Here is a 12416-nt window from a genome sequence, read left to right on the forward strand (position 1 = left end):
TCAGGCGCGCAGCCCGCTGGCCGCAACATGCGTCAGCAGGCGAATCCGGGCAATTTAATGCAATTTTTCGCCGGGGCCGAGGTCACAAACCGTTTAGACGCAACGTTGCCCGGTTCACGGCTCCTGATACAGCGCCGCGAACGCTTCCGACGGCGGTATCGGCGTGATCACGTCGACCAGGACGCCGTCTGGCGCGGCCATGATAAAATGGCGCTGGCCGAAATCCTCGTCGCGCAGGGGAAGCACGATGTCGGCGCCGGAGGCAGCCAGCCGGTCGTGGACGGCGTCGACGTCGGGAACTTCGAAATTCAGCAGCAGGCCGGCGGCGCGCCCGCGCCCCGCCGCGGGGATGGTGTCGTGATCACCGCGCAGGATGGCCAGATTGACATTGCTGTCGCCGGGGGCCTGAAGGTGGACGTACCAGTCAGTGGTGAACAGGGGGCGAAAACCAAACATCTGCTGATAGAATGCAGCGGTCGCGGCGACGTCGCCGGTCATCAGCACCGGATAGAAGCTGGTGATCGCGAACGACGCGTCAATGGAAGGGGGCGTGCTGGTGACGGGATTCATGGCGGTTTCTCCTGGTGGACGGCGGCGGTCGTGATGGCTATCAATAACATACATGCAGAATGTTTGTAAATGACAGGAGCAGCCATGCGGCGCAGCAATGAGGCGCGCTCGGGAGCAATGCAGGCGGCGCTGCTGGCGGCGGGGCGGGAGATTTTTGTCAGCGAAGGCTTCGCCGCCGCGACAACGCCGGCCATCGTGGCGCTCGCTGGCGTGACGCGGGGCGCGCTGTATCACCATTTCGCAGACAAGACGGCGCTGTTTGAGGCGATCATCAAAGCGGAGGCCGGAGCCGTTGCGACGGCGATCGACGCGGCGACCGCCGCCTGCGACGATCCGCTGGAGGCGTTGCGCACGGGCGGACGGGCGTTTTTGCAGGCAATGACCGCTCCGGGACGCGCCCGCCTGCTGCTGGTGGATGGGCCGGCGGTGCTGGGGCCGGAGGCGATGGCGGCCATCGACGCGGCCAGTGGCGGCGGCGCCTTGCGCGATGGCCTGATCGAGGCCATGGCCAGGGGCTTGCTGCGGTCTTTGCCGGCCGACGAGACGGCGCAGGCGCTGTCGGCCGGCTATGACCGCGCCGCTCTCGCCATCGCGGGCGGCGCTGACGTCGACGTCTGGATCACCGTGATGGACGCCCTGCTGGAGGGGCTGGCCAACCGGCGTTAGGGCGTTGGCGTTTCGGGGAAGGCGATGGCCGGCGCCGGGCAACGCGGGAGAACAGGTCCAGACAGGGCGAATTTGCCATTTGCATCCGCCTTGGCGTCACGCGGCGGGCAAATGGCAAACCCATCAGTTCTATTAGAGAGACAATGAGTTGCTGGTTGATTCGGCCTTCGCCGCACCGCTCTGCATAGCTGGAGGCGACGGCTGGAATCAGACCGCCTGGTCAGCGATCGCCGTTGCTGCGCGCGGCGCGGCGCACGGTGAACAGGCACAACAGGGGCGCGACGGCGAACACGCCGAACAGCCACAACGCAGCGGCCGCGGTTCCGGCCGCGCCGCCTGGGTTGGTCAGCCCGGCGAGGTTGACGACCATGCCGGCGAGCGCCGCGCCGGTGGCGGTGGCGAACAACTGCACGGTGGTGAGCGAAGCCGAGGCCACGGCTTCCTCGCCTTCAGGCGCCAGTTGCAGCACGCGCGTCAGCAGGTGCGGCCAGGCGAGGCCAACGCCAACGCCGACCATCAGCATGGCCGCGCACAACGGGGCCAGCGCCAGCCATGATCCGGTGCTGCCAGGGGGAACCAGGATTACCAGCATGACCATGCCGATGAGGCCAGGAAGGGGGGCGAAGCGCAACTGGCGGCGCATGCGCGCGCCCGTCGCGCCGGCGCCGCCGATCGAGCCGAGGGTCCAGCCGGCGCTCATCGCCGCCGCCAGATAGCCGGCGACCAGCGGCGTCTGGCCATGCAGGGTTTGCAGGAACAGCGGGATGAAGATTTCGCTGCTGGTCACCATGATGCTCAGCAGCATCATCGAGGCGTAAACCGCCCCCAACGCCCCGCGTGGGCTGAAAGAGCCCGTGGGCAGCAGGCGGCGTGAGGCCGGTTTCTCGATAACCGCGATCAGCGCCACCAGGGTCATGGCGGCGAGCGCGCCCGCCACATTGGCCCAGGTGGCTTCCATCACGCTGCCGGCTGAAATCGCCATGACCGATGCGGTCAGCAGCAGGATCTGCAGCATCGGCGCGCCGCCGGCGCCCGACGATCCGGACACGGCGTTGCGGGACGGCAGCGCCAGCGCCGCCATCACGCCAAAGATGATCGCCGCCGGGGCCAGCGCCCAGAACGACGCGCGCCACAGGCCGTATTCCGCGAACACGCCGCCAACCGCCGGGCCGACCAGGGTGGCCACGCCCCACATGCCGGACACCAGCGCGATGCCGCGCGGCCACAACGCTTCATCGAACACGATGCGGATCATGGCGTAGGAGAGGGCGAGCAGGAAGCCGCCGCCTATGCCCTGGACAACGCGCCCGGCCAGCATGGCGGCCATGGAAGGGGCGAAGCCGCAGGCCAGCGACCCGGCTGCGAAAATCACCGCGCTGAGCAGATAGGCGGCGCGGGGGCCGCACCGCTCCAGCAGGCCAGGCGAAACCGCCGCCGCCAGGATCGACGCGACGATGAACAGCGAGGTGTTCCAGGCGTAATAGTCGATGCCGCCGATGTCGGCGACCACCGACGGCAGGATTGTGGTGGTGATGTAAACGTTGATGGCGTGCAGGGCGACGCCGCCGGCCAGCGCCAGCGCCAGAACGCCATTGCGGCCGCCCAGCAGCGCGCCCCAGCCGGGCGCCGGCGCATCGATATCAGTCATGAACTCTGTCCCGGCGCGGTTTTTCCTGAAAACAGGCAACGCGCGGCGTGGTTTTTTGTTTGATTGGACCGCCGTGGCGGGCGACGCCAGCAGGCGTCATTCGGCGCGCCAGGGGAAGATCCAGGTTTCGGTCAGCGCCTTGTTGTCGGCGCGCAGGAACACGCGCACGTCCACGGTCTGGCCGGGGGGCGCCTCCACGTCGACGCCAGCGCGAAAACCGCCGATCTTCGGGTTGGGGGCGATGAAGGTGCGCAGGATGCGGCCGCTGGAGGCGGAGGCGTCCACTTTCACCCGGTCCGGCGCCTTCAGCCAGTAGGGCAGTTCGCCGCCAGCGAAATCCACCATCAGACGCCGGGTGTTGGGGTGCAGCGGCTCCGACGAACCAAGCGCCCGCGGGGCCGACTGGAAGCTGTTGATGGCCTGGCCGCCGGCGTGCATGCCGTCGGTCGCGCCGACGGCGGTGATGGAATAGCGGTAGATCAGCTGCTGGCCCGGCCCGACCGCTTCCTTCGGCACCCAGGCGGCGACGACGTTGTCGTTGGTCTCATCGGTCGTCGGCAGTTCGATCAGTTCGACGCGGCCTTCGCCCCACGGGTTGCGGGGCTCCACCCAGTAACCCGGGCGGCGCTCATAGGCGATGTCGAGATCCTCATAATGCTCGAACACCCGGTCGCGCTGCATCAGGCCGAAGCCGCGCACATTGTTCTCGGTGAACGACGAGGTCGACGGCGCGCGGGGATTGTGCAGCGGGCGCCAGATCCATTCACCAGAGCCGGAATGGATCAGCAGGCCGTCGGAATCGTGCACCTCCGGCCGGTAGTCATCGGTGAAGCGGCGGTCGTTTTCGCCGATGAAAAACATCGAGGTGAGCGGCGCGACGCCGATCTTCTCGATGGTCTTGCGCGGGAACAGCGTCGCCTCGACGTCGACCACGGTCTGCTTTGCCGGATAGATATTGAACTGGTAGGCGCCCGACACGGACGGGCTGTCGAGCAGGGCGAAAACCGTGACGCGGCTGTCGTCGCCCTTGCGCACGTCGACCCAGAACTCACGAAACGCCGGAAACTCCTCCTGGCCGCCGGCATTGATGGCGAGGCCGCGGGCTGAGAGGCCGTAAACCTGCCCCTGGCCGAGGAAGCGGAAATAGCTGGCGCCGATGAAGGAGATCAACTCGTCGCGGACGGTCGGATCGTTGAGTGGGTAGTGCAGGCGGAAGCCGGCGAAACCGACGTTCACCGGCAGCGGCTTGGCGAATTTGTTCTGGCCGAAATCGAACATCTGCGGCGAATAGGGGACCGGCGTGGCGACCCCGTCGCGGATGATGTTCACGGTGACCGCGTGCTGGAACAGGAAGCCGAGGTGGAACATCTGCATGCGGAAGTTCGTGTCGGAATTGCCGAGCAGCGCCTTGTCCGGGCGGAAACGGATGTCGCGCCACTGGTCAAAGCCGAGTTTGGCCAGCGCCTCCGGCGCCTGGGAGGGTTTCTCGACGAAGGGCAGCGCCGCCAGCTCCCGGGCCCGCTTGATGACGTCGCCATAGCCGAAGGGCGAGAAGCCGGCCTCCTTCATCGCCGCATCAGCGCGCGCCGGATCGTCCGCAGGCTGGCCGCCGGCCGCGGGCCGCGCACTGGCGGCTTCCTTCGCCGTGGCGGCGGTGGCGGCGAACGTCGCCAGGGCGACGAGACCTTCAACGAAACTTCTGCGCGAGAATGTCGACATACTGACCCACTGGTTCATATCGCGAGCCGGACGGAGAAGCATTCCGTCCGGAATCCGGTCCTGTGTCCGGAGCGACGCGTAACGATGCGTGATGATGCGTGATGTTGTGCGGCGTTCATAGCCGCTTCCTCACGCGGCGGAATGGCGGCGTCGGTTCATGTGAACGGCAATCCCGTCTCCTCTGGCTCCCGTGTGGCGCGATTCGGCGCAAGACGGCCTTATATATGGGGCGTGACGCAATTCCGGGGCCGAAGCGGGGCTCTGGAGCCCCTCTGGCGCCACCCGGATGGGTGTTTTTTCGCCTGATGACCGCCGTTCGCGTCAGTTTTGTGTTTTTTTGCCGATCCTGGCGGCCAGAGGGCAAAAAAGCCTTGCCACCCCGGACCAGCAGTCCTATCTCACCCCTTGCCCAATTTCGCACGTGCCTGTGGCCGCGTGTCGGTTGGTGGGTATCCGGACAAGAGGCCGGACAGCCGCCCGGGGTTGAAAGGGTCGACCGACGCAAAGGTGGGAAACCTGCGTTGCCGACCCCGGTTTCGACCGGACCCCAACATCAAACCGGCAGCCGGAGGCGAAACCGGCGAACCCCGCTCTCCACGGGGGACGCAGCTTAAAGCAACGACGGAACGGGCTTTTTTGGTCTCGCCGACTCTCCAACGGTTGGCGCCGAAGAGGCTTGTCCATCATTGCCGCGCGTGCGGGCCGGGAATCTCCCAGTCCGAACCAAGGCAGCACGGTCGGTAGAGAACAGCAGTTCTGGTCGCGTCTCCACAGCGCCCCGGAAAGCGATTCTTCATCCGCATCTTGCCGAACGCCGCAAGAGCAGACGCTTCAGGAAGCCGACGCTCCAGGCGTTCCATCAGCTTTGTGGGGAGATACGCTTATGACCCAGCGTATTCGTGAGTTCCTGCGCAACCGCCGCGAAGATGGTCCGTGCATGGTGCTGGACCTGGAAGTCGTGCGCGACAATTACGCCAAATTTGCCCTGGCCCTGCCTGACGCACGCGTGTTCTACGCGGTGAAGGCCAATCCGGCGCCAGAAGTGCTGCACATGCTCGCCACCCTTGGCTCGTGCTTCGACACCGCATCGGTGCAGGAAATCGAAATGGCGCTGGCGGCCGGCGCCGCCGCTGACCGCATCTCCTTTGGCAACACCATCAAGAAGGAGCGCGACGTCGCCCGCGCCCTCGCCCTCGGCGTGCGCCTGTTCGCGGTCGATTGCCAGGCTGAGGTCGACAAGATCGCCCGCGCCGCTGGCGCCGCCGGCATCGAGGACGCGAAGGTGTTCTGCCGCGTGCTGTGCGACGGCGCCGGCGCCGAATGGCCGCTGTCGCGCAAGTTCGGCTGCGATCCGCGGATGGCGCCGGATGTGCTGGAGCACGCCCATCGTCAGGGGCTGGAAGCCTATGGCGTATCGTTCCATGTCGGCTCCCAGCAGGGCAATACCGAGGCGTGGGATGCAGCGCTGGCCATGGCCGCCGACGTGTTCCGCGCCTGCGGCGAGCGCGGCATTGTCCTGTCGATGGTCAATCTTGGCGGCGGTTTCCCGACGCGCTACCTCAAGGACGTGCCGGCTGTGGAGGCCTATGGCGCGTCGATTTTCAACGCGCTGCGACGCCACTTCGGCAACCGCATCCCCGAGACGATCATCGAGCCTGGTCGCGGCATGGTCGGCAACGCCGGCCTGATCGAGACGGAAGTGGTGCTGGTGTCGAAGAAAAGCGACGCCGACGAGGTGCGCTGGGTCTATCTCGACATCGGCAAGTTCGGCGGCCTGGCCGAAACCATGGACGAATCGATCCGCTATCCGATCCGCTCCGAGCGGGATCAGGACGGGGAGAAGGCGCCGTGCATCCTCGCTGGCCCGACCTGCGATTCGGCTGACGTGCTCTACGAAAAGCAGCCCTACATGCTGCCGGTCAGCATCGAGATCGGCGACAAGCTGTTGATCGAGGGCGCGGGCGCCTACACCACCACCTATTCGGCGGTGGCGTTCAACGGCTTCCCGCCCCTGAAATCCTACGTCATCTGACGCGGATCTCGCGGCGGGTCCTGGCCTGCCGACAGGGATGGACGCCACGTCTGGTCCATCCCGCCGGACAACCGGCTGTTCCTGCCCGCAGCGCCATCTCGCGCTGTGGGTTTTTCACACGCGCCCGTTGGCGCGGCATGCCCACTTTTCCGTCCGGCCCACGCCGGCGGCATGTCCAGGAATGGCGCCATGATCTGCATCGGCGATGAAACCCCCTTCGACGTGGCGGCGCGCGAGGCGTTGCTCGACGTCGCCATGGGCCCCGACCGCAAGCTCAAATCCAGCGAGCGGCTGCGCGAGGGCCAGACCCCGGCCGATGGACTGGCGCTGGTCGCCCGCGACATGGCCGACGACGGCCCGGCACGGCTCGCCGGCACGGTGCGCCTGTGGCGTGTGCTGGCCGGTGAGGTTCCCGCCTTGCTGCTCGGCCCGCTGGCCGTGGCGCCCGGGCGGCAGGGCGATGGCGTCGGCGGCGCGTTGATGCGCGAGGCCATCGCCCGCGCCCACGCCGCTGGCCACGGCGCCATCCTGCTGGTCGGCGACCCTGAATATTACGTGCGTTTCGGTTTCTCGGCGTCAGTGACCGCTGGTCTCGCCATGCCGGGCGCCTATGAGCAGCGCCGCCTGCTGGCGCTGGAGCTGGTTCCCGGCGCCCTGGCCGGCGCGGCCGGCATGATCGCCGCGCCGCTTGCCGTGGCGACCAATGGCGCCCTGGAGGCGGGCGTCGCCGCCGGTGAAAGCGGCGCGCTTCGATGGGGCGCGGCTCTGCTTCCCCACGCAGCCTGACGTGTCAGGCGCCGTCGCCGGCAAACGTTTCTGACGACGGGCGCGGATATTCCGCGCCCGTTTTCGCGTGCAGGCGCTTACAAAAATCCTGGCCGGCTGCGGGTTCCGTCGCCCAGTTCGAAGCGGCCGATTTCGCCGAGCAGTCTGACAAAGGCCGCCGCCGCATGCGCCGCCGCCGCTTCGCCCTTGTCCGCAGTGGCGCGGCTGGCGTCGCCCATGGCGCCGGATGGGTGCAGATCCTGCGCCAGCCAGCTGAAGCCGGCGGGGCGGTCGGCGCGCAGCAATTCGTAGTCCTGCTCAAGCGCCAGACTGGCCGGAGCAAAGTTCTCCGCCCGCTCCATCCGCACCAGATCAGGCCGGAAGGCCAGCATCAGCGAGGTTTCGATCTCGCCGCCATGGATGCCGTGGCGGACCTCACGGGCGTCGAACAAACCTTCCGGGTAACCGAAGCGCTGCCAGGAGGTCTGGATCACCAGCATGTTGGCCTCGGCGCGCATGGCGCGGCCCACCACGTCCATCACCGGACTGTTGCCGCCATGGGAGGACACCAGAACCAGCTTGCGAAAGCCGGCGCGGCTGACGCCGACGGCCAGTTCCCGCCAGGCGCGGATCGCGGTTTCCGGCGCCAGGGTCAACGAGCCGGGGAAGGCGATGTGTTCGGTGGACAGGCCGATTTCCTGCACCGGCAGCAATACGGTCAGCGGAACGGTTCCCGCCGGCGCGGTTTCGATGCGGGCGCGGACCCGCTCGAGCATGCCGTCCATGATCATGGCGTCGACGCCGGTGGGCAGGTGCGGGCCGTGCTGCTCCACCGCCGCCAGCGGCAGCACGGCGACGGCGTCGCCCATGTGGGCGGCTCCGAAGGCTTCCGCCGGCGTCTCACGCCAGAGGCGGCTGCGGACCATGGGCGCGGCGCGGGTGTGGGACACGGCGGGGCTTTCCTTCATCAGTGTTGCGGGCGCCGGCGGCGCGGCGCATTCTGCGGCGGTCCTGCGAGGGCGCCGCGTCGGGCGGCAGGATACCGTATCGGCCGCGCGGCGGGAAACAGGCCGGACTGGACAGGGGGCGGGGATAACATGGCGTCTGGACATTCATGCATGGCCGGGCCTGGCGCGGATCGTCGCCGGACGGGCGCGTTCGGGATGGCGGCCGCTTCCGGCATGTGGCGGCTTCACGCCGGCGTCGTTCTGGCTCCGCCGGGTCCGGTCCGGTTCGTTCTGACCATGTTCGCCCTGGCGGTCGCCTGTCTTGCCAGCCAGGCGCCGGCAGCGGCGGCCGAGCTGCGAAAGGTGCGTTTTGGGACCAACTGGCTGGCCCAGGCCGAGCACGGCGGCTTCTATCAGGCGTTGGCCGATGGGACCTACGCCCGGCATGGCCTCGACGTCAGCATCATTCCTGGCGGGCCACAGCACAACAACCGGTTGTTGCTGGCGGCCGGGCGGATGGATTTTTACATGGGCGGCAATATGTTGCAGCCGTTCTCGGCGGTCGCCGAAGGCATTCCGGTCAAGGTCATCGCGGCGATTTTCCAGAAAGATCCGCAGGTGCTGATGTCGCGGCCGGGACAGGGGCTGGATGCCTGGGATGACCTGAAGAAGGCGCGGATTTTCGTCGGCCGCGAGGGGTTGGCCTCCTATTTCCAGTGGCTGAAGGCCGAGCATGGGTTCCGGGAGGAAAACACCCGCCCCTACACCCATAATCTGGCGCCGTTCCTCGCCGATCGCGGCTCGGTCAGCGAGGGCTACGTCACGTCCGAGCCGCTGGCGGTGGAAAAACAGGGCGGCTTCAAGCCCAATGTTTTCCTGCTGGCCGACCACGGCTTCGACACCTATTCCACCACCATCGAGACGCGCGCCGACGTCATCGCCAGCAACGCCGACCTGGCGCAGCGTTTCGTCGACGCCTCGATCCTTGGCTGGCGAAATTACCTGCACGGCGATCCGTCGGCCGCCAACGCACTGATCTTGAAAGACAATCCTGACATGACCCAGGAGCAGATCGATTTTTCGCGGGCGCGGATGAAGCAGTATGGCCTTGTGGAATCGGGCGACGCCCTGAAGCTGGGCATTGGCGCCATGACCGACACGCGCATGGAGAGCTTCTTCCGGCGCATGGCGAAGGCGGGGCTTTACAAGCCGGACCTCGACTGGCGCGCCAGCTACACCCTGCAATTCGTCAACAAGGGCGTCGGGCTTGAAACCAGACCATGAGCAAAACGCCGGGACTGGCGCGGCGCTGGTGCGGATGCAGGACGTGGGACTCGCCTGGGGCAATGGCGTCACGGCGCTGGATGGGCTGACGCTGGACGTGCGCGGCGGGGAGTTCCTGGCGATCCTCGGCCCTTCCGGCTGTGGCAAGTCGACGGCGCTGCGGCTGATGGCCGGGCTGCTGGCGCCGACGCGCGGCCAGGTCTGGCGTGACGGCGGCCTCGCGGGGGCCGGCCGCGTCGGCTTCGTGTTTCAGGACCCGACGCTGACGCCGTGGTCGCGCGCCCTCGCCAATGTGCGCCTGCCGCTCGATCTGGCTGGCGTCGCCCGGGCCGAGGCCAATGACCGCGCGGCGGCGATGCTGGCGCTGGTGGGGCTGGCCGGATTTGAACGGGCCTGGCCCCATGAGCTTTCGGGCGGCATGCGCATGCGGGTGTCCATCGCCCGGGCGCTCGCCACCCACCCGGACCTGCTGCTGATGGACGAACCGTTCGCCGCGCTCGACGAGTTCACCCGCACGCGGCTGAACGACGATCTGCTGGCGTTGCGGGCGCGGCTCGGCTTCACCGTGGCCTTCGTCACCCACTCAAGCTGGGAAAGCGTCTATCTGGCCGACCGCATCGTGATCATGACGGCGCGGCCCGGGCGGGTGCTGGACGAGGTCAGGGTGACGGCGCCGCCGGGCCGGGGCGCGCCGTTTCGCGCCAGCGCCGCCTACGCCAGCCAGTGCGCCGCCGTGCTGGCCATGGCCGCCGCCGCTAGCGGGGCCGCCGCATGAACGGCCGCACGTCCAGGTTTTCGCCGGCTTTGCCCTTGCTGACGCCGCTCCTGACCGGCCTCGCCGCGCTGGCGCTGTGGGAGTTGGCGGTGCGTTGGGGGGCGATACCGCCCTATATCCTGCCAGGCCCGGTGCAGGTGTTGCAGACCCTGTGGAGCGACCGGGCGATCCTGCTGCCGGCGCTTGGCGTGACGCTGTGGACCACGTTGGAAGCCCTGGCGCTGGCCGTGGCCGGCGGAGCGTCGCTGGCGCTGCTGTTCTCCAGGTCGCGACTGTTGTCGGCGGCGCTGTATCCGTTCGCGGTGGTGCTGCAGGTGACGCCGGTGATCGCCATCGCGCCGCTGCTGCTGGTCTGGCTGGAGCCCGGTTCCGCCGTGCTGGTCTGCGCCTTTCTCGTCGCGTTTTTTCCGGTGCTGTCCAACACCGCCGCCGGTTTGCAGGCGATCGACCCGGGGCTCGATGAGCTGTTCCGGCTCTATGGCGCCAGTCGCTGGCAGCGGCTTGTCCGGCTGGAGGCGCCGACCGCCGCGCCGCATTTTCTCGCCGGCCTGCGCATCGCCGGCGGCCTGGCGCTGATCGGCGCCATCGTCGCGGAGATCGCCGCCGGCGCGGCCGGGCAGGGCAGCGGTCTGGCCTGGCGCATCGTCGAGGCCGGTTACCGGCTTAACATTCCGCGCATGTTCGCGGCCCTGCTGCTGATTTCGGTCAGCGGCGTGCTGATCCACGCCGGCCTGTCCCTGCTGACGCGGCTGCTGCCGGGCCAGCGGGTCGCGGCGCGACAAATGTGATGGTTGCAACCAAATTTTCGTTGCCGCCGGCGTTTTCACCGCACCATCAATATGTTCATATTAGCCGACCGGTGGAGCAGGATCCCCGGCCATGAGGTCAGGCTGCGGCTTCATGGCCGGGGATCCTGCATCGGCACAGGGGATGGCGCCGGATCAACCGGGCGCATGAGAGCGCTTTCCGACCGGACGGAGACGTCGGGTCGATCAGAAATCGCTCAAAACGGGAAAACCTGGAGGGGCTTCCGATCCATGTTGACCGGAACCGCTCTGAAGCGCGGAGCCCAGCCGCTTCGCCGGACATGGTTTCTGGAGGCGTTATGGCCGTGAGCAAGACAGCCAAAACAGCCGCCGGCGCGCCGGCCAGCGGCGCATCGCGGAAAAAGTCCGGCAAGCCCAGGACTTTGCAAGCAAAGGCCACGCAGCCGGGGCGGCTCCCGGATGGGGAGAGCCGGCCCGCGACCCGCCCGATCGGCAAGCCTTTGGCGAAAGCGGCTCTCCAGGTCGAAAGCCGGCAATCCTCCACCGTTGTTGAGCCGGAGCGTGAAGACGCGCCCGCGACCGGCCAGGCCATGCACAAGAGCGTCGGCTGGGCGTTAACAGTGCTGGCGCGGGTGCACCGGGTCGAGCTTGGGGAGCGGCTGGCGGCGCTCGGTCTGTTTCCGGGACAGGAGCAGTTGCTGCAGGCGCTGCACGATCATCAGACCATGACCATGGGGGCGCTGGCTGAGCTGATGCGGGTGCGGCCGCCGACAGCCTCAAAGGCGGTGGCGCGGCTGACGGCCCAGGGCCTGGTGGAGCGCGCCGACGGCGCGACGGGCGACGGAAGGCTGGTGCGGGTGCGCCTGACCGATGAGGGTTACCGGCGGGCGGCGACGCTGGCGTCAATCTGGAGCGATGCCGAGCAGCGGTTGCTGGCCGGCTTCGACCCGCGCGAACGCAAGAAGTTCCGCAAGTTCCTGCGGCGGGCCGCCGACAATTTCCTGCATGGCCCGGAAGGCGACGCGCCGGCCAATGGCCAGGGCGCGCCGCCCGACAGTCGCGCGGTCTGACGCGCGCTCGATATTTTGGCGGTCGCTATTCTGGAGCGCTTCCGCAACATCCAGCCCTGCTTGACTGGCTGACCCGGCGAAGCGCAGGGCCGGCAACGCCGCTTCCCGGGCGCGCGACCGCCGCGCCAACAAACGCCACAGGCCGCTTCAGAACCCTGGAGCTGAAGCGCCAT

11 protein-coding genes are annotated in these 12416 nt (G+C 67.9%); 7 read left to right on the forward strand and 4 right to left on the reverse strand.

The window, feature by feature from the left end; translation table 11 throughout:
* Positions 1 to 114 precede the first annotated feature (114 nt).
* Positions 115 to 570 (reverse strand): VOC family protein, encoded by a 456-nt coding sequence (locus IE243_RS09245; RefSeq protein WP_191319078.1) that lies wholly within the window; start codon positions 568 to 570, stop codon positions 115 to 117.
* Positions 571 to 654: 84 nt separating this feature from the next.
* On the opposite strand from IE243_RS09245, the gene IE243_RS09250 reads away from it, so the two are divergent.
* Positions 655 to 1236, forward strand: coding sequence for a TetR/AcrR family transcriptional regulator (locus IE243_RS09250; protein WP_244643014.1), 582 nt, complete (start codon positions 655 to 657; stop codon positions 1234 to 1236).
* A 220-nt stretch (positions 1237 to 1456) separates the two neighbouring features.
* On the opposite strand, the gene IE243_RS09255 is transcribed toward IE243_RS09250, so the two are convergent.
* Positions 1457 to 2884 (reverse strand): MFS transporter, encoded by a 1428-nt coding sequence (locus IE243_RS09255; protein WP_191319080.1) that lies wholly within the window; start codon positions 2882 to 2884, stop codon positions 1457 to 1459.
* A 96-nt stretch (positions 2885 to 2980) separates the two neighbouring features.
* Complete coding sequence (locus IE243_RS09260) at positions 2981 to 4621, reverse strand: OpgD/OpgG family glucan biosynthesis protein (protein ID WP_244643015.1); 1641 nt, start codon at positions 4619 to 4621, stop codon at positions 2981 to 2983.
* Positions 4622 to 5486: 865 nt separating this feature from the next.
* Between IE243_RS09260 and IE243_RS09265 the strand changes: the two genes are divergently transcribed.
* Both IE243_RS09265 and IE243_RS09270 read left to right on the forward strand, forming a co-directional pair.
* A complete protein-coding gene (locus IE243_RS09265) occupies positions 5487 to 6635 on the forward strand; it encodes a type III PLP-dependent enzyme (RefSeq protein ID WP_191319081.1) in 1149 nt (382 codons plus the stop codon).
* Positions 6636 to 6824: 189 nt separating this feature from the next.
* Positions 6825 to 7421, forward strand: coding sequence for a GNAT family N-acetyltransferase (locus tag IE243_RS09270; RefSeq protein WP_191319082.1), 597 nt, complete (start codon positions 6825 to 6827; stop codon positions 7419 to 7421).
* Positions 7422 to 7498: 77 nt separating this feature from the next.
* Here the strand turns inward: IE243_RS09270 and IE243_RS09275 are convergent, their stop codons facing one another.
* Complete coding sequence (locus tag IE243_RS09275) at positions 7499 to 8326, reverse strand: creatininase family protein (RefSeq protein WP_191319191.1); 828 nt, start codon at positions 8324 to 8326, stop codon at positions 7499 to 7501.
* Positions 8327 to 8644: 318 nt separating this feature from the next.
* Here IE243_RS09275 and IE243_RS09280 point away from each other — a divergent pair, with 318 nt between their 5' ends.
* The 4 genes from IE243_RS09280 (at position 8645) to IE243_RS09295 (ending at position 12243) form a co-directional block, all read left to right on the forward strand.
* Complete coding sequence (locus IE243_RS09280) at positions 8645 to 9631, forward strand: ABC transporter substrate-binding protein (protein WP_191319192.1); 987 nt, start codon at positions 8645 to 8647, stop codon at positions 9629 to 9631.
* A 34-nt stretch (positions 9632 to 9665) separates the two neighbouring features.
* Entirely contained in the window at positions 9666 to 10406 is a 741-nt protein-coding gene (locus IE243_RS09285; RefSeq protein WP_191319193.1) for an ABC transporter ATP-binding protein, read from the forward strand.
* A complete protein-coding gene (locus IE243_RS09290) occupies positions 10403 to 11194 on the forward strand; it encodes an ABC transporter permease (protein ID WP_191319083.1) in 792 nt (263 codons plus the stop codon). Before IE243_RS09285 ends, IE243_RS09290 begins: the two co-directional genes overlap by 4 nt.
* Before the next feature lie 323 nt (positions 11195 to 11517).
* Positions 11518 to 12243: a MarR family winged helix-turn-helix transcriptional regulator gene (locus IE243_RS09295; RefSeq protein ID WP_244643016.1), complete on the forward strand. Its 726-nt coding sequence runs from the start codon at positions 11518 to 11520 to the stop codon at positions 12241 to 12243.
* Positions 12244 to 12416: the final 173 nt, after the last annotated feature.

The sequence above is a fragment of the Camelimonas fluminis genome (assembly GCF_014656355.1).
Taxonomy (GTDB): Bacteria; Pseudomonadota; Alphaproteobacteria; order Rhizobiales; family Beijerinckiaceae; genus Camelimonas; species Camelimonas fluminis.

Excerpts from the sequence above, each read along its gene's own strand:
- IE243_RS09245 (WP_191319078.1), bottom strand. The coding sequence starts at position 570 with ATGAATCCCGTCACCAGCACGCCCCCTTCCATTGACGCGTCGTTCGCG.
- IE243_RS09250 (WP_244643014.1), top strand. The coding sequence starts at position 655 with ATGCGGCGCAGCAATGAGGCGCGCTCGGGAGCAATGCAGGCGGCGCTG.
- IE243_RS09255 (WP_191319080.1), bottom strand. The coding sequence starts at position 2,884 with ATGACTGATATCGATGCGCCGGCGCCCGGCTGGGGCGCGCTGCTGGGC.
- IE243_RS09260 (WP_244643015.1), bottom strand. The coding sequence starts at position 4,621 with ATGAACCAGTGGGTCAGTATGTCGACATTCTCGCGCAGAAGTTTCGTT.
- IE243_RS09265 (WP_191319081.1), top strand. The coding sequence starts at position 5,487 with ATGACCCAGCGTATTCGTGAGTTCCTGCGCAACCGCCGCGAAGATGGT.
- IE243_RS09270 (WP_191319082.1), top strand. The coding sequence starts at position 6,825 with ATGATCTGCATCGGCGATGAAACCCCCTTCGACGTGGCGGCGCGCGAG.
- IE243_RS09275 (WP_191319191.1), bottom strand. The coding sequence starts at position 8,326 with ATGGTCCGCAGCCGCCTCTGGCGTGAGACGCCGGCGGAAGCCTTCGGA.
- IE243_RS09280 (WP_191319192.1), top strand. The coding sequence starts at position 8,645 with ATGTTCGCCCTGGCGGTCGCCTGTCTTGCCAGCCAGGCGCCGGCAGCG.
- IE243_RS09285 (WP_191319193.1), top strand. The coding sequence starts at position 9,666 with ATGCAGGACGTGGGACTCGCCTGGGGCAATGGCGTCACGGCGCTGGAT.
- IE243_RS09290 (WP_191319083.1), top strand. The coding sequence starts at position 10,403 with ATGAACGGCCGCACGTCCAGGTTTTCGCCGGCTTTGCCCTTGCTGACG.